Origin of the sequence: Pseudomonas sp. GD04015, assembly GCF_029837675.1 — a bacterium.
Classification (GTDB): domain Bacteria; phylum Pseudomonadota; class Gammaproteobacteria; order Pseudomonadales; family Pseudomonadaceae; genus Aquipseudomonas; species Aquipseudomonas paralcaligenes.
Map to the genome: position 1 here is coordinate 37,763 of NZ_JAOEEE010000020.1, position 20,243 is coordinate 58,005.

A 20,243-nucleotide genomic window follows, 5' to 3' on the forward strand; every position below is an offset into this window, starting at 1 on the left:
GCGTGACGGGGTTTCACCAGAATAAGGAACCAGGCTTCTCATGGGTGAACTGGCCAAAGAAATCCTCCCGGTCAATATCGAAGACGAGCTGAAACAGTCCTATCTGGACTACGCCATGAGCGTGATCGTCGGGCGTGCTCTGCCGGATGCGCGCGACGGCCTGAAGCCGGTGCACCGGCGCGTGCTCTTCGCCATGAGCGAACTGGGCAACGACTGGAACAAGGCGTACAAGAAGTCCGCCCGTGTGGTCGGTGACGTGATCGGTAAGTACCACCCGCACGGCGACACGGCTGTCTACGACACCATCGTGCGCATGGCCCAGCCCTTCTCCCTGCGCTACATGCTGGTCGATGGCCAAGGCAACTTCGGTTCGGTGGACGGCGACAATGCCGCGGCCATGCGATACACCGAAGTGCGCATGGCCAAGCTGGCCCACGAGCTGCTGGCCGACCTGGACAAGGAAACCGTCGACTGGGTGCCCAACTACGACGGCACCGAGCAGATCCCGGCGGTCATGCCGACCAAGATCCCCAACCTGCTGGTCAACGGCTCGTCCGGTATCGCCGTGGGCATGGCCACCAACATCCCGCCGCACAACCTGACCGAGGTGATCGATGGCTGCCTGGCGCTGATCGACAATCCCGAGCTGACCGTCGACGAGCTGATGCAGTACATCCCCGGCCCTGACTTCCCCACCGCCGGCATCATCAACGGTCGCGCGGGCATCATCGAGGCCTACCGCACCGGCCGTGGCCGCATCTACATGCGTGCCCGCGCGACGATCGAGGACATGGAGAAGGGCGGCAACCGCCAACAGATCATCGTCACCGAGCTGCCGTACCAGCTGAACAAGGCGCGTCTGATCGAGAAGATCGCCGAGCTGGTCAAAGAGAAGAAGATCGAAGGCATCACCGAGCTGCGCGACGAGTCCGACAAGGACGGCATGCGCGTGGTCATCGAACTGCGCCGTGGCGAAGTCGGCGAGGTGGTGCTGAACAACCTCTACGCGCAGACCCAGATGCAGAGCGTGTTCGGCATCAACGTGGTGGCCCTGGTCGACGGCCAGCCGCGCATGCTGAACCTCAAGGACATGCTCGAGGTGTTCGTCCGCCACCGCCGCGAAGTGGTGACCCGGCGGACCGTCTACGAGCTGCGCAAGGCCCGTGAGCGCGGCCACATCCTCGAAGGCCAGGCCGTCGCCCTGTCCAACATCGACCCGGTGATCGAGCTGATCAAGAACTCGCCGACCCCGGCCGAGGCCAAGGAGCGCCTGATCGCTACCGCCTGGGCCTCCAGCGCGGTGGAAGCGATGGTCGAGCGCGCCGGTGCCGACTCCTGCCGTCCGGAAGACCTGGACCCGCAGTACGGCCTGCGCGACGGCAAGTACTACCTGTCGCCCGAGCAGGCCCAGGCCATCCTCGAGCTGCGCCTGCACCGTTTGACCGGCCTGGAACATGAGAAGCTGCTGGCCGAGTACCAGGAAATCCTGGTCCAGATCGGCGAGCTGATCCGCATCCTGACCAGCCCCGAGCGCCTGATGGAAGTCATCCGCGAGGAGCTGGAGAAGGTCAAGGCCGAGTTCGGCGACGCCCGCCGCACCGAGATCATGGCCTCGCAGATGGACCTGACCATCGCCGACCTGATCACCGAGGAAGAGCGCGTCGTCACCATTTCCCATGGCGGCTACGCCAAGTCCCAGCCGCTGCATGCCTACCAGGCCCAGCGCCGTGGCGGCAAGGGCAAGTCGGCCACCGGGGTGAAGGACGAGGACTACGTCGAGCACCTGCTGGTCGCCAACAGCCACGCCACCCTGCTGCTGTTCTCCAGCAAGGGCAAGGTCTACTGGCTGCGCACCTTCGAGATTCCGGAAGCCTCGCGCACTGCGCGCGGCCGTCCGCTGGTCAACCTGCTGCCGCTGGACGAGGGTGAGCGCATCACCGCCATGCTGCAGATCGACCTGGAAGCCCTGCAGCGCGAGGCCGGCGACGAGGAAGAACTCGACGAGGCCGAGGGCGCTGTGCTCGAAGGCGAGGTGGTCGAGCCGGAAGTCGAGGAAGTCGAAGGCGATACCCCGGAACTGGTGGCTGAGCCCACCGGTGCCTACATCTTCATGGCCACCGCGTTCGGTACCGTGAAGAAGACTCCGCTGGTGCAGTTCAGCAAGCCGCGCTCCAGCGGCCTGATCGCCCTGCGCCTGGACGAGGGCGACACCCTGATCGCCGCCGCCATCACCGACGGCGCCAAGGAAGTCATGCTGTTCTCCAGCGCCGGCAAGGTGATCCGCTTCGCCGAGAGCATGGTGCGCACCATGGGCCGTACCGCCCGCGGTGTGCGCGGCATGCGCCTGGGCAAGGAGCAGCAGCTGATCTCCATGCTGATCCCCGAATCCGGCGCACAGATCCTCACCGCCTCGGAGCGTGGCTTCGGCAAGCGCACCGGCCTGGGCAAGTTCCCGCGTCGTGGTCGTGGTGGCCAGGGCGTGATCGCGATGGTGATCAACGAGCGCAACGGCAAGCTGGTCGGCGCCGTGCAGGTGCAGGGCGGCGAGGAGATCATGCTGATCTCCGACCAGGGCACCCTGGTGCGTACCCGCGTCGACGAAGTGTCGTTCTCCTCGCGCAACACCCAGGGCGTGACCCTGATCAAGCTGACCAAGGACGAGACCCTGGTCGGCCTGGAGAGGGTGCAGGAGCCATCCGGCGGCGACGAGGACGAGCTGGAGGCGCTGGAAGGCGAGGCCGGCGAGCAGAACGAAGATGCGGTGACCGACGCCGAAGAGGGCGCGGATACCGGCAACAGCGAAGAGTGAGAGTCGAAGTGAGCAAACGAGCCCATAACTTCTGCGCTGGCCCGGCCGCGCTGCCCACCGCCGTTCTGCAGCGCGCCCAGGCCGAGATGCTCGACTGGCAGGGTCGTGGCCTCTCCGTGATGGAGATGAGCCACCGCAGCGACGAGTACGTGGCCATCGCCGAGAAGGCCGAGCAGGACCTGCGCGACCTGCTGAGCATCCCCAACGACTACAAGGTGCTGTTCCTGCAGGGCGGCGCCAGCCAGCAGTTCGCCGAAATTCCGCTGAACCTGCTGCCGGAAGACGGCACCGCCGACTACATCGAGACCGGCATCTGGTCGAAGAAGGCCATCGAGGAAGCGCGTCGTTACGGCAACATCAACGTCGCCGCCAGCGCCAAGGGCTACGACTACTTCGCCATCCCCGGGCAGAACGAGTGGCAGCTGTCGAAGGACGCCGCCTACGTGCACTACGCCAGCAACGAGACCATCGGCGGCCTGCAGTTCGACTGGATTCCCGAAGTGGGCGACACCCCGCTGGTGGTGGACATGTCCTCGGACATCCTCTCCCGCGAGATCGACGTGTCCAAGTTCGGCCTGATCTACGCCGGCGCGCAGAAGAACATCGGCCCGAGCGGCCTGGTCGTCGCCATCGTCCGCGAAGACCTGCTGGGCCGCGCCCGCAGCGTCTGCCCGACCATGCTCAATTACAAGATCGCCGCCGACAACGGCTCCATGTACAACACCCCGGCGACCTACTCTTGGTACCTCTCCGGCCTGGTCTTCGAGTGGCTGAAGGAGCAGGGCGGCGTCGCCGCGATGGAGCAGCGCAACAAGGCCAAGAAGGACCTGCTGTACAAGGCCATCGATGCCAGCGACTTCTACAGCAACCCGATCCAGCCGAGCGCCCGCTCCTGGATGAACGTGCCGTTCCGCCTGGCCGACGAGAAGCTGGACAAGGCCTTCCTGGCCGGCGCCGACGCCCGCGGCCTGCTCAACCTCAAGGGCCACCGCTCGGTGGGCGGCATGCGTGCCTCCATCTACAACGCCACCGGCCTGGACGCCGTGGAGGCGCTGGTGGCCTACATGGCCGAGTTCGAGAAGGAGCACGGCTGATGAGCGACGCCGATCAGCTCAAGGCGCTGCGGGTTCGCATCGACAGCCTCGACGAGAAGATCCTCGAGCTGATCAGCGAGCGCGCGCGCTGCGCCCAGGACGTGGCGCGGGTCAAGATGGCCTCCCTGCCGGAAGGCGAGAAGCCGGTGTTCTACCGCCCCGAGCGCGAAGCCTGGGTGCTCAAGCACATCATGGAGCTGAACAAGGGGCCGCTGGACAACGAGGAAATCGCGCGGCTGTTCCGCGAGATCATGTCCTCCTGCCTGGCCCTGGAGCAGCCGCTCAAGGTCGCCTACCTCGGCCCGGAAGGCACCTTCAGCCAGGCGGCGGCGATGAAGCATTTCGGCCACTCGGTGATCAGCGTGCCGATGGCCGCCATCGACGAGGTGTTCCGCGAAGTGGCCGCCGGCGCGGTCAACTTCGGCGTGGTGCCGGTGGAGAACTCCACCGAGGGTGCGATCAACCACACCCTGGACAGCTTCCTCGAACACGACATGGTCATCTGCGGCGAGGTGGAGCTGCGCATCCACCACCACCTGCTGGTCGGCGAGACCACCAAGACCGACAAGATCACCCGCATCTATTCCCACGCCCAGTCCCTGGCCCAGTGCCGCAAATGGCTGGACGCGCACTACCCGAACGTCGAGCGGGTGGCGGTCTCCAGCAACGCCGACGCGGCCAAGCGGGTGAAGAGCGAGTGGAACTCGGCGGCGATCGCCGGCGATATGGCGGCCAACCTCTATGGCCTGACCAAGCTGCAGGAAAAGATCGAGGACCGCCCGGACAACTCCACGCGCTTCCTCATCATTGGTAGCCAGGAAGTACCGCCGACCGGCGACGACAAGACCTCGGTCATCGTCTCCATGCGCAACAAGCCGGGCGCCCTGCACGAGTTGCTGGTGCCGTTCCACACCAACGGCATCGACCTGACTCGCATCGAGACCCGCCCGTCGCGCAGCGGCAAGTGGACCTACGTGTTCTTCATCGACTTCGTCGGCCACCACCAGGACCCGCTGATCAAGGACGTGCTGGAGAAGATCAACAGCGAAGCCGTCGCCCTGAAGGTGCTGGGTTCCTACCCGAAAGCGGTTCTCTGAGGAGCCATCATGAGCTGCGATTTCCTCGCCCTGGCCGTACCGGGTGTACAGAAACTCTCGCCCTACGTGCCGGGCAAGCCGGTCGACGAACTGGCTCGCGAGCTGGATCTCGATCCGGCCGGCATCGTCAAGCTGGCCAGCAACGAGAATCCGCTGGGTCCGTCGCCCAAGGCGCTGGAGGCGATCCGCGCCGAACTGGCCGAGCTGACCCGCTATCCCGACGGCAACGGCTTCGAGCTGAAGCAGAAGCTGGCAGCCCGCTGTGGCGTCAGCCCGGCCCAGGTGACTCTGGGCAACGGCTCCAACGATATTCTCGACCTGGTTGCCCGCGCCTGGTTGGCGCCGGGCCTGAACGCGGTGTTCAGCCAGTACGCCTTCGCCGTATATCCGATTGTTACCCAGGCGGTCGGTGCCCAAGGCAAGGTGGTGCCGGCCAGGGATCATGGTCATGACCTGGAAGCCATGCTGGCGGCCATCGACGCCAATACCCGCGTGGTGTTCGTCGCCAACCCGAACAACCCGACCGGCACCTGGTTCGGTCCCGATGCTCTGGAGCGCTTCCTCGCCCGCGTGCCGGAGAATGTGCTGGTAGTGCTGGACGAGGCCTATATCGAGTACGCCGAGGGCGGCGAGCTGCCGGATGGCCTCGACTACCTGGCGCGATACCCGAACCTGCTGGTCTCGCGCACCTTCTCCAAGGCCTACGGCCTGGCCTCGCTGCGGGTCGGCTATGCGCTGAGTTCGCCGCAGGTGGCGGACGTGCTCAACCGCGTGCGTGCGCCGTTCAACGTCAACAGCCTGGCCCTGGCCGCCGCCTGCGCCGCGCTGGACGATGCCGACTACCTGGCCGCCAGCCGCCGCACCAACGATGCCGGCATGGCGCAGCTGGAAGAGGGCTTCCGTGGCCTGGGCCTGAGCTGGATTCCCAGCAAGGGCAACTTCATCGCCGTCGACTTCGGCCGCGACGCCGCGCCGATCAACCAGGCGCTGCTGCAGGCCGGGGTGATCGTACGTCCGGTGGCAGGCTACGGCATGCCGACCTTCCTGCGCGTGTCCATCGGCACCGAGCAGGAGAACGCCCGCTTCCTCGAAGCGCTGGAGCGGATTCTCCGTGGCTGACGTCATGCCGGCCGGCAGGCTCGGCCGCCTGGTGGTGGTGGGGCTCGGCCTGATCGGCGGCTCCTTCGCCAAGGGTATCCGCGAGAAGCGGTTGTTCGACGAAGTGGTGGGCGTGGACCTGGACCCGGAGTCGCGCCGCCTGGCGGTGGAGCTGGGCGTGGTCGACCGCTGCGAGACCGAGCTGGCCGCCGCCTGTCAGGGCGCTGCGGTGATCCAGTTGGCGGTGCCTATCCTGGCCATGGAAAAGGTCCTGGCCCAGTTGGCGCGGCTCGACCTGGGGGGCGCGGTGCTCACCGACGTGGGCAGCGCCAAGGGCAACGTGGTGCGCGCGGCGCGTCTGGCCTTCGACGGCAGGGTAGAGCGCTTCGTCCCGGGCCATCCCATCGCCGGCTCGGAGGAGAGCGGGGTGGAGGCTTCCAACGCCGAGCTGTTCCGCCGGCACAAGGTGATCCTCACTCCGCACGAAAGCACCGATGCCGCTGCGCTGGCACTGGTCGACGGCCTGTGGCGCGCCCTGGGCGCCGATGTGGAGCACATGGAGGTGGAGCACCATGATCAGGTGCTGGCTGCTACCAGCCACCTGCCGCATCTGCTGGCCTTCACCCTGGTCGACTCGCTGGCCAAGCGCAGCGAGAACCTGGAAATCTTCCGCTACGCCGCTGGCGGCTTCCGCGATTTCACGCGGATCGCCGGCAGCGACCCGGTAATGTGGCACGACATCTTCCTCGCCAACCGCGAGGCCGTGCTGCGCACCCTCGACGCATTTCGCGACGACCTCGACGCCCTGCGCGGCGCGGTCGACGCTGGGGACGGGCATCAGTTGCTGGGCGTGTTCACCCGCGCCCGTCATGCCCGCGAGCATTTCAGCAAAATCCTGGCCCGCAGGGCCTATGTGGACGCCATGCACTCGAACGACCTGATCTACCTCGCCAACCCCGGTGGCTCCCTCTCCGGCCGCATCCGCGTGCCCGGCGACAAGTCCATCTCGCACCGCTCGATCATGCTCGGCTCGCTGGCCGAAGGCACCACCCAGGTGGAGGGCTTCCTCGAGGGCGAGGACGCCCTGGCCACCCTGCAGGCCTTCCGCGACATGGGCGTGGTGATCGAAGGCCCGCATCACGGCAAGGTGACCATCCACGGCGTCGGCCTGAACGGCCTCAAGCCGCCGCCCGGCCCGCTCTACCTGGGCAACTCCGGCACCTCCATGCGCCTGCTCTCCGGCCTGCTCGCCGCGCAGCCGTTCGACACCGTGCTGAGTGGCGACGCCTCGCTGTCCAAGCGCCCGATGAACCGCGTGGCCAAGCCGCTGCGCGAGATGGGCGCGGTGATCGAGACCGGCCCCGAAGGCCGCCCGCCGCTGACCATTCGCGGCGGCCAGCGCCTGACCGGCATGAGCTACGAGATGCCGATGGCCAGTGCCCAGGTCAAATCCTGCCTGCTGCTGGCCGGCCTGTACGCCGCCGGCGAGACCAGCGTGACCGAGCCGGCGCCGACCCGCGACCACACCGAGCGCATGCTGCGCGGCTTCGGCTATCCGGTGGCGGTCGACGGCAACGTCGCCACTGTCGAGTCCGGTCACAAGCTCAGCGCCACCCATATCGAAGTACCGGCGGACATCTCCTCGGCTGCCTTCTTCCTGGTCGCCGCGAGCATCGCCGAGGGCTCCGAGCTGGTGCTGGAGCACGTAGGCATCAACCCGACCCGTACCGGGGTGATCGACATCCTCAAGCTGATGGGCGCCGACCTGACCCTGGAAAACCAGCGCGAAGTCGGCGGCGAGCCGGTGGCGGACATCCGAGTGCGTGCCGCCAGGCTGAAGGGCATCGATATCCCCGAGGACCTGGTGCCGCTTGCCATCGATGAATTCCCGGTGCTGTTCGTCGCCGCCGCCTGCGCCGAAGGGCGCACCGTGCTGCGTGGCGCCGAGGAGCTGCGGGTCAAGGAGTCCGACCGCATCCAGGTGATGGCCGATGGCCTGATCGCCCTGGGTGTGAAGGCCGAGCCGACCCCGGACGGCATCATCATCGAGGGTGGTGCGATCGGTGGCGGCGAAGTGTGGAGCCATGGCGACCACCGCATCGCCATGTCCTTCAGCGTCGCCTCGCTGCGCGCGACTGCACCGATCCGCATCCACGACTGCGCCAACGTCGCCACCTCCTTCCCCAACTTCCTCGGTCTGGCGGCACAGACCGGCATCCGCGTGGCGGAAGAGAGCAAGGCATGAACGCCGTCGTCATCACCATCGACGGGCCGAGCGGCTCGGGCAAGGGTACCATCGCCGGCCTGCTGGCCAACCAGCTGGGCTGGAAACTGCTGGACTCCGGCGCCCTGTACCGCCTGCTGGCCTTCGCCGCTGGCAACCATGGTATCGACCTGACCAACGAGGAAGCGCTGAAGACCCTGGCCGCCCACCTGGACGTGCAGTTCGTCGGCAAGCGCATCATCCTCGAGGGCGAGGAGGTCACCGACGCCATCCGCAACGAGCAGGTCGGCGCCGGCGCTTCCATGGTCGCGTCCCTGCCGGCCGTGCGCGAGGCACTGCTGCAGCGCCAGCGCGCCTTCCGCGAGGCACCGGGCCTGGTGGCCGACGGTCGTGACATGGGCACCGTGGTGTTTCCGGACGCGCCGTTGAAGATCTACCTGACCGCCAGCGCCGAGGAGCGCGCGCGTCGCCGCTACCTGCAGTTGAAAGGCAAGGTCGAAGGTGTTAGCCTGCCGAGTCTGCTAGACGAGATTCGTGCGCGCGACGAGCGCGACATGCAGCGCGCGGTGGCTCCGCTGAAGCCGGCGGTCGACGCCATCCAGCTGGATTCCACCGAGCTGACCATCGAGCAGGTGATGGAAAGAATTCTCAGCGAGGTCGCCAGTCGCGATCTTGCAGGGCAATGAGCCACGGCTGCCTTAAGTCGAAAGGCTCGCAAGGAGGCATGCGGGAGACCAGTCATAGTCCCGCAGGCCTCTTTTTACATGAACGAACCCACATTGTCTGGAGTGTGGTTTGGGCGAATCCCCGCCCTTGATCAACAGGAATCAACATGAGCGAAAGCTTTGCAGAACTTTTTGAAGAAAGCCTGAAATCCCTCGACATGCAGCCGGGTGCCATCATCACCGGCATTGTGGTCGACATCGACGGTGACTGGGTCACCGTGCATGCCGGCCTGAAGTCCGAGGGCGTCATCCCGCTCGACCAGTTCTTCAACGAACAAGGCGAGCTGACCATCAAGGTCGGTGACGAAGTCCACGTTGCGCTGGACGCTGTGGAAGACGGCTTCGGTGAAACCAAGCTGTCCCGCGAGAAAGCCAAGCGTGCCGAGTCCTGGCTGGTTCTGGAAGCCGCTTTCAATGCTGAGGAAGTGGTCAAGGGCGTCATCAACGGCAAGGTCAAAGGCGGCTTCACCGTTGACGTCAACGGCATCCGCGCGTTCCTGCCGGGCTCCCTGGTCGATGTCCGTCCGGTGCGTGATACCACTCACCTGGAAGGCAAAGAGCTGGAGTTCAAGGTCATCAAGCTGGACCAGAAGCGCAACAACGTTGTCGTTTCCCGTCGCAGCGTGCTGGAAGCCGAGAACAGCGCCGAGCGCGAAGCTCTGCTGGAATCCCTGCAGGAAGGCCAGCAGGTCAAAGGTATCGTCAAGAACCTCACCGACTACGGTGCGTTCGTTGACCTGGGCGGCGTAGATGGTCTGCTGCACATCACCGACATGGCCTGGAAGCGCATCAAGCACCCGTCCGAGATCGTCAACGTCGGCGACGAGATCGACGTCAAGGTCCTGAAGTACGACCGCGAGCGCAACCGCGTCTCCCTGGGTCTGAAGCAGCTGGGCGAAGATCCGTGGGTCGCCATCAAGGCGCGCTACCCGGAAGGTACCCGCGTTACCGCCAAAGTCACCAACCTCACCGACTACGGCTGCTTCGCCGAGCTGGAAGAGGGCGTGGAAGGCCTGGTGCACGTGTCCGAGATGGATTGGACCAACAAGAACATCCACCCGTCCAAGGTCGTTCAGGTCGGCGACGAAGTGGAAGTTCAGGTTCTCGACATCGACGAAGAGCGTCGTCGTATCTCCCTGGGCATCAAGCAGTGCAAGTCCAACCCGTGGGAAGACTTCTCCGGCCAGTTCAACAAGGGCGACAAGATCTCCGGCACCATCAAGTCGATCACCGATTTCGGTATCTTCATCGGCCTGGACGGCGGCATCGACGGTCTGGTTCACCTGTCCGACATCTCCTGGAACGAAGTGGGCGAAGAAGCCGTACGTCGTTTCAAGAAGGGCGACGAGCTGGAAACCGTCATCCTCTCCGTTGATCCGGAGCGTGAGCGCATCTCCCTGGGCATCAAGCAGCTGGAAGACGATCCGTTCTCCAACTACGCCTCCCTGAACGAGAAAGGCACCATCGTGCGCGGTACCGTCAAGGAAGTGGACGCCAAGGGCGCCGTGATCAGCCTGGGCGGCGACATCGAAGGCATCCTGAAAGCCTCCGAAATCAGCCGTGACCGCGTCGAAGACGCGCGCAACGTGCTGAAAGAAGGCGACGAAGTCGAAGCCAAGATCATCAGCATCGACCGCAAGTCCCGCGTTATCAGCCTGTCCGTCAAGTCCAAAGACGTCGAAGACGAAAAGGATGCGATGAAAGAGCTGCGTAACAAGCAGGAAACCGAAACCACTGGTCCGACCACCATCGGTGATCTGATCCGTGCGCAGATGAACCAGAACTAAGTTCCGGTGCTTCTGGAAAAAGGGCGACTTCGGTCGCCCTTTTTCATTTCCGGGCGATTCGTATTTTTCCTCTTGACATTTGGGCTATCCAAACATTGGCAGGCGTGCTAAAACACCCTATCAGTTGATCTAGCCGCTTGAAAAAGAAGGGAAAACCATGACCAAGTCGGAGTTGATCGAGCGCATTGTCACTCACCAGGGACTGCTGTCCTCCAAGGATGTGGAGCTCGCGATCAAGACCATGCTGGAGCAGATGTCCCAGGCTCTGGCGACTGGCGACCGGATCGAGATTCGTGGCTTTGGCAGCTTCTCTCTGCACTATCGTGCTCCTAGGGTCGGAAGAAACCCGAAGACCGGCGAGTCGGTTCGACTGGATGGCAAGTACGTGCCGCATTTCAAACCTGGCAAAGAGCTGCGCGATCGCGTCAATGACGAGTAAGATCACGGTTTTTCCGTCGCCCTGGGAAGCTGAACATGCTCAGCGGAATTAAGCGCTTCATCGTCGTTTCGGGTCTGCTGCTCGTCGGCGCTCTGGTTCTGGTGTTCGTCCTGCAGAACAGTCAGCAGTCGCAATTCCAGTTCCTGCTCTGGGCGACCCCGGAGCTGCCGTTCTCCGTGGTGCTGGTCGCCGCCTTCCTGCTGGGTGTCCTCTCCAGCCTCTTCTTCAGCCTGATCCTCGCCTGGCGGATGGCTGGACGCTCGGCGCGCGCAAGGCGCGAAACACAAGTCGCTTCCTCAGTGGCGAAGAGCAACTAAACCTTTGCAGATGTTGTCGAACGCTGCCTGCAATCTGGATCAACCCTAGATGAACTATCTGCCCATGAAACGGGTGCTTGTAACAGGAGCCACCGGTTTCGTCGGCGGTGCGTTGATGCGCAGGCTCGGCGCGGAGCCTGGCATGGTGCCTGTCGCGGGCGTGCGTCGTGTACCCGCTCCAGCAGAAGCTTCTGTCGAATATCTGGCACTGGGTGATCTCGAGGATTGCCGGGTGAGCCCGCAGGATCTGCAAGGCTTCTCCGCAGTGGTGCATGCTGCCGCTCGCGTGCATGTGATGCACGATCATGCCGCCGATCCCTTGGCCGAGTTCCGCAGGGTCAATGTCCAGGGCACGCTGGCGCTGGCTACGGCGGCTGCGGCGGCGGGCGTGCGCCGTTTCGTGTTCCTCAGTTCGGTCAAGGTCAATGGCGAGGCGAGCCGGCCCGGAGAGCCCATCCGCGCCGATGACGCGCCTGTGCCACCGAGCGATCCCTATGGCCTCTCCAAGTACGAAGCCGAGCAGGGCCTGCGCAGGATCGCCGACGAGACCGGCATGGAACTGGTCATCGTTCGTCCCCCGCTGGTCTACGGGCCGGGTGTGCGTGCCAATTTCCTCAGCCTGATGCGCTGGTTGCGCCTCGGCATACCGCTGCCGCTTAGCGGCGTGGATAACCGCCGTAGTTTTGTCGCGCTGGATAATCTGGTCGATTTGCTGGTGTGTTGCGTCCGCCACCCAGCCGCGGCCAACCAGACGCTATTGGTCAGCGATGGTGACGATATCTCCACTTCCGAACTACTGCGTCGCCTGGGCGCTGCGATGGGTCGCCCTGCGCGCCTGTGGGGTTCCCGGCTGGTGAAGCGCCTGCTGATTGCGACGGGCAGGGATTCCCTGGTCCAGCGCCTGTACGGCTCGCTGCAACTGGATATAGACAAGACGCGAGAGCTTCTGGGCTGGACTCCGCCCGTGCGCAGCGAGCAGGCGCTACGGGAAACCGCTGAGCATTTCCTGCGGAGACGCGCATGCTGACGGTCGGCTGGCTGCTTGCGGCCGCGCTGTGCGTTGCCTGGGTGGGGACCTGGCTGGTGCGTGCGTATGCGCTTCATCACAGCATCATGGACGTTCCCAACCAGCGGAGTTCGCATGTGGTGCCCACGCCGCGCGGTGGCGGCGTGGCCATCGTCCTGAGCTTCGTCGCGGCCCTGCCGATGGTCGTCCAGGGCGGATGGCTCGAAGTTCACCACGCCATCGCCCTCGGTGGTGCGGGAAGTCTCGTCGCTCTGGTCGGCTTTCTTGACGATCATCGACCCATTTCCGCCCGCTGGCGGCTTCTGGTGCATTTTGTGGCGGCGGCCTGGGGGCTATACTGGCTGGGCGGCATGCCGCCCCTGCAGTTCGGCGACGCATATATCCCGTGGGGTGTCTGGGGAATTCCGGTCGGGCTTCTGTATCTGGTCTGGATGCTCAATCTCTATAACTTCATGGATGGCATCGACGGTATCGCCGGGGTTGAAGCGGTTACCACCTGCGCCGCCGTGGCACTGATCTGCGGATTGACGGGGGACTGGCAGGCTGCGGTGCTTCCCGCTCTCCTGGCTGTTTCGGTGGGTGGCTTCCTCTACTGGAATCTTCCCCCGGCCAGGATCTTCATGGGGGACGCCGGCAGCGGTTTTCTCGGGTTGATCCTGGGGTTGCTGTCGTTGCAGATGGCTTGGGCCAACCCTGATCTGCTCTGGGCCTGGCTGATATTGCTGGCCGTGTTTCTGGTGGATGCCACCATCACCCTGTTGCGCCGTCTGTGGCGGGGTGTGCGCGTATACGAAGCTCATCGGGAGCACGCCTATCAGCACGCCGCGCGTCGTTTGCGGGCACATCGGCCAGTGACCGCGGCGGTTGCCGCGATCAATCTGTTCTGGCTGCTGCCGCTGGCCTGCTGGGTGGTGCTGAAGGGTGATGCCTGGTTCGTTGTTCCGTTGGCCTATGGGCCATTGATCTGGTTGGTGTTGAAATACCGTGCGGGTTTGGCTGAGTAGTACCACTTTATTTCGTTGCGAGGCATGGAGCCCATGAATTTGCGCGCATGGTTGTTGAAATGGCCGCGCCGATACAAACGACTTCTGCAGGTCAGCGTCGATGTGCTGATCTGTTGGGCCGCCCTGTGGCTGGCATTCTGGGTCAGGCTGGGGTCCGACAAGCTCGTCGATCCCTTCGATGACCATCTCTGGTTGTTCCTGGCGGCCCCCGCTATCGCAATTCCCATCTATATCCGCTCCGGCATGTACCGGGCCGTATTGCGCTACCTGGGCAACGACGCACTGATCAGCATCTTCAAGGCGGTGACGATTTCGGCCCTGGTGCTGGCGCTGGTGGTCTACTGGAACCGGGATTCCCAGGCGCTGGTGCCACGCTCGCTGGTGTTCAACTACTGGTGGCTGAGTCTGCTGATGGCGGGGGGCGTGCGCCTGCTGATGCGCCAGTACTTCATGGGCAACTGGCTCGATGTCCGTGCCGCCATGAGCCTCATGGGCAAGGACGACGACCTGCCGCGCGTGGCGATCTACGGCGCCGGCACCGCCGGCAACCAGCTGGTCGCCGCGTTGCGCATGGGGCGTGCCATGCGCCCCGTGGCGTTCATCGATGATGACGACAGCATCGCCACCCGGGTCATCGCCGGGCTCAAGGTGTACAAGCCCAAGCACATCGACCAGATGATCAACGAGACCGCGGCCCAGGAAATCCTGCTGGCCATCCCTTCCGCGACCCGGGCGCGGCGCAAGGAAATCCTGCAGCATCTCGAGACCTTCCCTCTGCATATCCGCTCGGTGCCGGCGATCATGGACCTGGCCAGCGGCCGGGTGCGGGTCGACGACATCCAGGAAGTCGACATCGCCGACCTGCTGGGCCGCGATGCCGTGCCGCCCCAGGTGGAGCTGTTCGAGCGCTGCATCCGCGACAAGGTGGTGATGGTGACCGGTGCCGGCGGCTCCATCGGCTCGGAGCTGTGTCGGCAGCTGATCGGCAGCCGTCCGCGCACGGTCGTGCTGATCGACCACGCCGAATTCAACCTGTACAGCATCCATGCCGAGCTGGAGGACTACCTCCAGCGCGAATCCCTGCCCATCCGGCTGGTACCGATTCTCGGCTCCGTCCGCTCGCAGTCGCACATGCTGGACGTGATGCGGGCATGGCGGGTCGATACCGTCTACCACGCGGCGGCCTACAAGCATGTGCCCATGGTCGAGCACAACATCGCCGAAGGCGTGCGCAACAACGTGCTGGGCACCCTGAGCACGGCCCAGGCGGCGCTGAAGGCCGGCGTCGAGCATTTCGTGCTGATCTCCACGGACAAGGCGGTGCGGCCGACCAATGTGATGGGCGGCACCAAGCGCCTCGCGGAGATGATCCTGCAGGCGCTGAGTCGGGAATCGGCGCCCGTGCTGTTCAGCGATCCGAGCGGGCTGCACCAGGTCAACAAGACCCGTTTCACCATGGTGCGCTTCGGCAATGTGCTGGGCTCCTCGGGCTCGGTGATTCCCCTGTTCCGCGAGCAGATCAAGCGGGGCGGGCCGGTCACCGTCACCCATCCGTCCATCACCCGCTACTTCATGACCATCTCCGAGGCGGCTCAACTGGTGATTCAGGCGGGCGCAATGGGGCAGGGTGGCGACGTATTCGTGCTGGACATGGGCCAGCCGGTGCGGATTCTCGACCTCGCCGAGAAGATGATCCACCTTTCCGGCCTGAGCATCCGTTCGGAGCGCAGTCCCCTCGGCGACATCTCCATCGAGTTCACCGGACTGCGGCCCGGCGAGAAGCTCTATGAGGAGCTGCTGATCGGCGACAATGTGACACCGACCGAGCACCCCATGATCATGCGCGCCAGCGAAGAGCGCCTGTCCTGGGAGCGCATGAAGGCGGTACTGGAGAACATGCTCGGCGCTCTTGAGCGTGATGACTACGACAAGGTCCGCCAGTTGCTGAGAGAGACCGTCAGCGGTTATGCGCCGGAAGGTGACATAGTCGACTGGATTCATGTGCAGCGTTACACGGATCTGTAACTTCTAGGGTTTGACAGCCCGTGGGTGGTAACTAGCCTTGCGATTGGCGCGACCGGATTTGCGCCAATCAACCAAAGGAGTTCCACCATGTTGAAGAAGTGTCTCGCTGCACTGATCTACCCCTCGCTGCTCGCTTTCTCCCTCAATGCCTCCGCCGCCGCCGAAGCCACTGCCGTTCCCGGCAAGACGGCGCATCAGGTCGTGATCGCCCAGGTCAATCTCAATACCGCCGACGTCGCCACGCTCGAATCCGAGCTGGTGGGTATCGGCCAGACCAAGGCCCAGGCCATCGTCGACCATCGCGACGCCAACGGTCCGTTCGCGTCGGTGGACGAGCTGCTGGAGGTCAAGGGCATCGGTCCGGCCACCCTGGAGAAGAACCGCGACAGGCTGAGCGTCAACTGACCAAGGGGTAGCGGCCGAGCAGCGCGACCGAGGCCCCGAGCGCCGGAGTTGTCGCAGCGATTGCAGTAAGCACGGCAAGGCATGCCGAAGCCCGGCGCCTGTTCGCATTGGCCGCCCGCAAACCGATTGAAGCCGGTCACCGACCGGCTTTTTTCATGTCCGCAGACGCTACAATCACACGCTCTTCAAGCTGTAGCGGACGCTTCGCATGCAACCAGTACGACCCACTCTGGGATTCGCCGGTATCGGCCTGATGGGGCTGCGCATGGCGCATCGCCTGCTGCAGGCCGGCTATCCCCTTAACGTCTGGAACCGCTCGGCCGACAAATGTGCGCCGCTGCTACAGGCTGGCGCGCATGATGTGGCGACGCCGGCGGAGCTGGGCGCGGGATCGGACATCGTCATGCTTTGCCTGGCCGACACTGCGGCGGTGCGTCAGGTGGTGTTCGGCGAGGGCGGAATCGTCGAGCAAGCAAGACCCGGCCAACTGCTGGTGGATTTTTCCAGTCTCGACCCTGCGGCGACCCGCGAAATGGCGGAGGCGCTTGAAGGGCACACTGGCATGCGCTGGGTGGACGCTCCGGTTTCCGGCGGCGTCCAGGGCGCAGAGGCGGGTTCGCTGGCGATCATGGCAGGCGGTCGCGGCGAGGACGTGGATTCCCTGCGGCCGATCCTGGCGAACCTGGGCCAGCGCGTGACCCACATGGGCTGCGTCGGCTCGGGTCAGGTCACCAAGGTCTGCAACCAGATGTTGGTCGCCTGCAATGCACTGGTGATCGCCGAGGCCGTCGCCCTGGCGGAACGCGCCGGCGTTGATACCCATCTCCTGGCCGACGCCCTGGCCGGCGGTTTTGCCGATTCCAGGCCGCTGCAGATACTCGCCCCGCAGATGGCCGAGAGCCGTTTCGAACCCATCAAGTGGCACGTGCGCACGCTGCTCAAGGACCTGGATACCGCCGTCAGGCTGGCCCACGAGCAAGGCAGGGCCACGCCCATGAGCGGCCTGGCCGCCCAGCTGATGCGGTTGCACGGCAGCCAGGGCCATCTCGAACATGATCCGGCGACCCTGATCCAGCTGTTCCGCGAGGAGCGGCCATGAAGATCGCCGCGAACCTGTCCCTGCTGTTCGGCGAGCTGCCGCTGTTGCAACGCCCACAGGCGGCCGCAGCGGCGGGGTTCGACGGGGTGGAGATCCAGTTTCCCTACGAGGTGTCGGCGACATCGTTGCGCGAGGTGCTGGAGCGCAGTTCGATGCCGCTGGTGCTGGTCAACCTGCCGGCCGGCGACCTGATGGCCGGGGGCGCTGGGTTGGCGGCCGTGCCCGAGCGGCAGGCGCAGTTCGACGCCGCCTTGCGCGAGGCGCTGGACTACGCGGCCGTGGTCCGCCCGCAATGCGTCAACGTGTTGCCCGGACGGCTGGCCGAAGGCGTTCCCCGCGAGCAGGCGCTGGCCACCCTGGAGGCCAACCTGCGCGAGGCGGCGGAGCGGTTCCAGGCGCTGGGCATCCGGGTACTGTGCGAGGCGATCAATCCGCTGGACATGCCCGGCTTCCTGATCAATACGGCCGAGCAACTGGACGAGCTGCTGCGCAGGGTGGATCACCCCAACTGCCAGGCACAGCTCGACCTCTACCACATGGCCCGCCAGGGCCTGGATGTCGCCGCCTGCATCGAGCGTCTGGCGGGCAGGACCGGGCACGTCCAGTTCGCCGATTGCCCGGGACGCGGCGCGCCGGGCACGGGTGAGCTGGCGTTCGTGCCGTTGCTGGAGGTCCTGGAGGCAACCGGCTACCAGGGCTGGCTGGGCGCGGAGTACAGTCCAGGCGGTGATACCTCGGCCAGCCTGGCGTGGCTGGCCGGCTGGCGCGGGTGAGCCGCCTGCCTCAGTCCCTGGGGTAGTCGTTGAGCGAGATGACCCGGGTCTTGCCGACGCGGTGGCGGTAGATCTCGCGCAGGTACCTGATGGCCTTCTTCACGCTGTCCCGGGACAGGCGGATGTCGTTGATCGAGACGAACTTGTCCTGGTCGTGGATCAGCTCGCGGTACTTCTTCTCGTACATCGGCTTGATCGCGTACCAGTTGGTGTCGAGGATCTTCGCCGGGTTCTCGTATTCGTTGAGCATGGCGTCGATGCGCGCTTCGTCGAAGTCCTCGGAGACGATGAAGTCGAGCATGGCGTTGTCCAGGCTCTCGTCGTAGCGGTACTGGTCGCGGGCGAAGCAGCGCTTGATGAAGGCGACGATCAGGGTCAGGAAGTCGTCCGACAGGCACGGGCTCTTGACGATCAGGGTGGTCAGCGACAGGTTGGCCGAGGCGCCGATCACCAGGGCGTAGCGCTTCAGCGTGGTGTTGGGGAACAGGCTGTTGAGGTGGGTCTTGAGCCGGTTGAGGTCCATGTAGGACAGCTTGTAGTCCTTCGGCAGGGAGACGATGGACACCACCGACGAGCAGTTCTTGAAGAAGTGCAGGTCGCTCAGGGCGCTGGCGTCGAAGTTGGACTTCTTGTACTGCTCCAGGGCCGCACGGTAGCGCTTGGCCTCGATCGGCAGCAGGCTGATGCCCTCGATGGCCTGGGTGGTTTTGTTGAAGTGCGGCAGGTCGATGGAGCGGAAGAACAGGTCGTCGATGTTGAGCCTGGGCTGTTCCTTCTCGAACACCTTGAACTTGTCGGTGGGGGCGGGCGGCGCCTGCTCGGCCACCACGGACTCGGCGTAGGCCACGGCCACCGGGCCGGCCAGGCTCATGAACAGGTCGTTGGCGTCGAGGCGGATGGTCTCGCCGATGTCGATGCCGGCGCGGCGGAAGTAGTTCTGGTCGTAGTCGGTGGTCACCGCCTGGGCGGTGAGGATGTTGAAGATCTGCTGCGAGATGTACTGGTTGGCGTGGCGCTCCATGGCGTTCACGTCGATGTTCTGCACGTTGCCGCCGTCGCTCTCCTCGGCGTAGCGCATGATGTCGTTGGAGATCAGCATCATGGCGTTCCACGGGCGGATGCGGCGCATCACGCTCTCTTCGCCGGTTTCCTCGCTGTCGAAGTTGTAGGAGAAGTCCCACTCCTCGGCGAGGTACTTGCACAGCAGGCGCCCGGCGTTGATGTGCAGGGCTTCCGACATCTCGATGCGTTGGTCGGAGATGTTCGGCAGGATGCAGATGCCGCTGGTGAAGATCGGCTCGAACACGAAGGAGTGGCCGCGGTTGTCCTCGCTGCTGCTCTCCTGCTTGGTCTCGAAGGTCTTGCTCATGTAGGCGAACTGCTGGGCCAGGCCGAATTCCGAGGCCATGCCCGAGCCGGTGCCGCCGCCGGCGCTAAAGATGTAGAAGTACAGCCGCGACTGGTTGGCCTTGATGCCGCAGGAGTCGATCAGGTAGCTGTGGATGAACTTCCAGTCGGCGTTGGAGAAGCGCTGGGTGTCCTTGTTGAGGATGATCTTGGCCAGGTACTGGCCGAGGATCGGCGCGTTGCCGGCGCCGCCGGCGTGGACCTCGGACAGGTCCATGATCTTCATCTTGCTGTAGTCGTCGAGGAAGCCGCCGGTCTCGGCCTTGCGCGAGAAGCGGATGCGGCCCTCGATGTCCTTGTCCAGGTCGCCCAGCATCACCAGCGGCTCGATCAGGAACACCGGCTTGGCGCCACGGGCCGAGGACAGCCGCAGGTTGCTGCGCAGCCAGCCGGCCGGGCGTTGATCGGCGCCGTTCTGCGCGCTGAATTCGTTGAGGTAGAAGCGCCGCGCGTTGTACACCAGCGAGGCGACGTCCAGGGCGATGTTGGAGCCGCAGCGGCCGAGGCCGATCAGGCACACCGAGGGGAAGTGCTGGGCGTGCCGGGCGTCCAGGCCGTCGTCGCCGAGCAGCTTGGGGAAGACCCGCTCGCGCAGGCCGTCGAGGTTCTCGAGGATGCGGTCGATGTCGCGTTCGGTGAAGTACATGTACTGCTCGCCACCGACCTGCAGGGCCTGCAACGGAGGCGCCGGCAGGGGCTCGGCCTCGGACGAGGCGAGGGTGCGCGGTTCGGAGACGGTGGAATCGCTGTCTTTAGTTGTTTTCATCGTCGACATTCCATGCTGTTGGCGGCAGCTTTCTTATTAGTGAGTCTTTATCAGGAAATGCTTGGTTACATGCACTAGCACTATATACAGCGATCCGCCTTTGTTCGAGGCGGATAAGCACTCTTCTTCGGGCTTAATGCCGCGTCG

16 protein-coding genes are annotated in these 20,243 nt (G+C 64.7%); 15 read left to right on the top strand and 1 reads right to left on the bottom strand.

The genetic code is table 11. The features are described from left to right. The first annotated feature begins 40 nt into the window (after nt 1-40). The 15 genes from gyrA (at nt 41) to N7640_RS16800 (ending at nt 17,923) form a co-directional block, all read left to right on the top strand. Entirely contained in the window at nt 41-2,809 is a 2,769-nt protein-coding gene (gyrA, locus tag N7640_RS16730; protein WP_279903885.1) for a DNA gyrase subunit A, read from the top strand. Nucleotides 2,810-2,817: 8 nt separating this feature from the next. Beyond that, nucleotides 2,818-3,903 (top strand): 3-phosphoserine/phosphohydroxythreonine transaminase, encoded by a 1,086-nt coding sequence (gene serC / locus N7640_RS16735; protein WP_279903884.1) that lies wholly within the window; start codon nt 2,818-2,820, stop codon nt 3,901-3,903. Then, complete coding sequence (pheA, locus tag N7640_RS16740) at nt 3,903-5,000, top strand: prephenate dehydratase (protein ID WP_220812835.1); 1,098 nt, start codon at nt 3,903-3,905, stop codon at nt 4,998-5,000. The genes serC and pheA overlap by 1 nt, the downstream gene beginning before the upstream one ends. A gap of 9 nt (nt 5,001-5,009) precedes the next feature. Then, a complete protein-coding gene (hisC, locus tag N7640_RS16745; protein WP_279903882.1) occupies nt 5,010-6,119 on the top strand; it encodes a histidinol-phosphate transaminase in 1,110 nt (369 codons plus the stop codon). Between the two features lie 4 nt (nt 6,120-6,123). Next, the gene (locus tag N7640_RS16750) at nt 6,124-8,343 is read left to right on the top strand and encodes a bifunctional prephenate dehydrogenase/3-phosphoshikimate 1-carboxyvinyltransferase (protein ID WP_279904023.1); all 2,220 of its coding nucleotides are present in this window, start codon (nt 6,124-6,126) and stop codon (nt 8,341-8,343) included. Continuing rightward, on the top strand, nt 8,340-9,008 hold the full coding sequence (gene cmk / locus N7640_RS16755; RefSeq protein ID WP_279903880.1) for a (d)CMP kinase: 669 nt from the start codon (nt 8,340-8,342) through the stop codon (nt 9,006-9,008). The genes N7640_RS16750 and cmk overlap by 4 nt, the downstream gene beginning before the upstream one ends. Nucleotides 9,009-9,154: 146 nt before the next feature. Then, nucleotides 9,155-10,834 carry a 30S ribosomal protein S1 gene (gene rpsA, locus N7640_RS16760; protein ID WP_220812838.1) on the top strand — a complete coding sequence of 560 codons (1,680 nt, stop codon included), beginning with the start codon at nt 9,155-9,157 and terminating at the stop codon, nt 10,832-10,834. 157 nt (nt 10,835-10,991) lie between these two features. Further along, a complete protein-coding gene (gene ihfB, locus N7640_RS16765; protein WP_220812839.1) occupies nt 10,992-11,273 on the top strand; it encodes an integration host factor subunit beta in 282 nt (93 codons plus the stop codon). A 35-nt stretch (nt 11,274-11,308) separates the two neighbouring features. Further along, nucleotides 11,309-11,590: a LapA family protein gene (locus tag N7640_RS16770; protein ID WP_279903877.1), complete on the top strand. Its 282-nt coding sequence runs from the start codon at nt 11,309-11,311 to the stop codon at nt 11,588-11,590. A 49-nt stretch (nt 11,591-11,639) separates the two neighbouring features. Beyond that, complete coding sequence (locus N7640_RS16775) at nt 11,640-12,617, top strand: NAD-dependent epimerase/dehydratase family protein (RefSeq protein ID WP_279903875.1); 978 nt, start codon at nt 11,640-11,642, stop codon at nt 12,615-12,617. Continuing rightward, on the top strand, nt 12,611-13,621 hold the full coding sequence (locus tag N7640_RS16780; protein WP_279903873.1) for a glycosyltransferase family 4 protein: 1,011 nt from the start codon (nt 12,611-12,613) through the stop codon (nt 13,619-13,621). The genes N7640_RS16775 and N7640_RS16780 overlap by 7 nt, the downstream gene beginning before the upstream one ends. A gap of 33 nt (nt 13,622-13,654) precedes the next feature. Then, the gene (locus tag N7640_RS16785; RefSeq protein ID WP_279903872.1) at nt 13,655-15,646 is read left to right on the top strand and encodes a nucleoside-diphosphate sugar epimerase/dehydratase; all 1,992 of its coding nucleotides are present in this window, start codon (nt 13,655-13,657) and stop codon (nt 15,644-15,646) included. Nucleotides 15,647-15,733: 87 nt separating this feature from the next. Next, nucleotides 15,734-16,051, top strand: coding sequence for a ComEA family DNA-binding protein (locus tag N7640_RS16790; protein ID WP_220812844.1), 318 nt, complete (start codon nt 15,734-15,736; stop codon nt 16,049-16,051). A gap of 208 nt (nt 16,052-16,259) precedes the next feature. Next, a complete protein-coding gene (locus N7640_RS16795; protein ID WP_279903871.1) occupies nt 16,260-17,150 on the top strand; it encodes an NAD(P)-dependent oxidoreductase in 891 nt (296 codons plus the stop codon). Then, the gene (locus N7640_RS16800) at nt 17,147-17,923 is read left to right on the top strand and encodes a TIM barrel protein (RefSeq protein WP_279903870.1); all 777 of its coding nucleotides are present in this window, start codon (nt 17,147-17,149) and stop codon (nt 17,921-17,923) included. Before N7640_RS16795 ends, N7640_RS16800 begins: the two co-directional genes overlap by 4 nt. A gap of 10 nt (nt 17,924-17,933) precedes the next feature. Here the strand turns inward: N7640_RS16800 and N7640_RS16805 are convergent, their stop codons facing one another. Beyond that, entirely contained in the window at nt 17,934-20,096 is a 2,163-nt protein-coding gene (locus N7640_RS16805) for a hypothetical protein (protein WP_279903868.1), read from the bottom strand. Nucleotides 20,097-20,243: the final 147 nt, after the last annotated feature.

What these genes read in the sequence shown, in the direction of transcription:
- gyrA (WP_279903885.1), top strand. Translation starts at nt 41, where the DNA reads ATGGGTGAACTGGCCAAAGAAATCCTCCCGGTCAATATCGAAGACGAG.
- pheA (WP_220812835.1), top strand. Translation starts at nt 3,903, where the DNA reads ATGAGCGACGCCGATCAGCTCAAGGCGCTGCGGGTTCGCATCGACAGC.
- hisC (WP_279903882.1), top strand. Translation starts at nt 5,010, where the DNA reads ATGAGCTGCGATTTCCTCGCCCTGGCCGTACCGGGTGTACAGAAACTC.
- N7640_RS16750 (WP_279904023.1), top strand. Translation starts at nt 6,124, where the DNA reads ATGCCGGCCGGCAGGCTCGGCCGCCTGGTGGTGGTGGGGCTCGGCCTG.
- cmk (WP_279903880.1), top strand. Translation starts at nt 8,340, where the DNA reads ATGAACGCCGTCGTCATCACCATCGACGGGCCGAGCGGCTCGGGCAAG.
- rpsA (WP_220812838.1), top strand. Translation starts at nt 9,155, where the DNA reads ATGAGCGAAAGCTTTGCAGAACTTTTTGAAGAAAGCCTGAAATCCCTC.
- ihfB (WP_220812839.1), top strand. Translation starts at nt 10,992, where the DNA reads ATGACCAAGTCGGAGTTGATCGAGCGCATTGTCACTCACCAGGGACTG.
- N7640_RS16770 (WP_279903877.1), top strand. Translation starts at nt 11,309, where the DNA reads ATGCTCAGCGGAATTAAGCGCTTCATCGTCGTTTCGGGTCTGCTGCTC.
- N7640_RS16775 (WP_279903875.1), top strand. Translation starts at nt 11,640, where the DNA reads ATGAACTATCTGCCCATGAAACGGGTGCTTGTAACAGGAGCCACCGGT.
- N7640_RS16780 (WP_279903873.1), top strand. Translation starts at nt 12,611, where the DNA reads ATGCTGACGGTCGGCTGGCTGCTTGCGGCCGCGCTGTGCGTTGCCTGG.
- N7640_RS16785 (WP_279903872.1), top strand. Translation starts at nt 13,655, where the DNA reads ATGAATTTGCGCGCATGGTTGTTGAAATGGCCGCGCCGATACAAACGA.
- N7640_RS16790 (WP_220812844.1), top strand. Translation starts at nt 15,734, where the DNA reads ATGTTGAAGAAGTGTCTCGCTGCACTGATCTACCCCTCGCTGCTCGCT.
- N7640_RS16795 (WP_279903871.1), top strand. Translation starts at nt 16,260, where the DNA reads ATGCAACCAGTACGACCCACTCTGGGATTCGCCGGTATCGGCCTGATG.
- N7640_RS16800 (WP_279903870.1), top strand. Translation starts at nt 17,147, where the DNA reads ATGAAGATCGCCGCGAACCTGTCCCTGCTGTTCGGCGAGCTGCCGCTG.
- N7640_RS16805 (WP_279903868.1), bottom strand. Translation starts at nt 20,096, where the DNA reads ATGAAAACAACTAAAGACAGCGATTCCACCGTCTCCGAACCGCGCACC.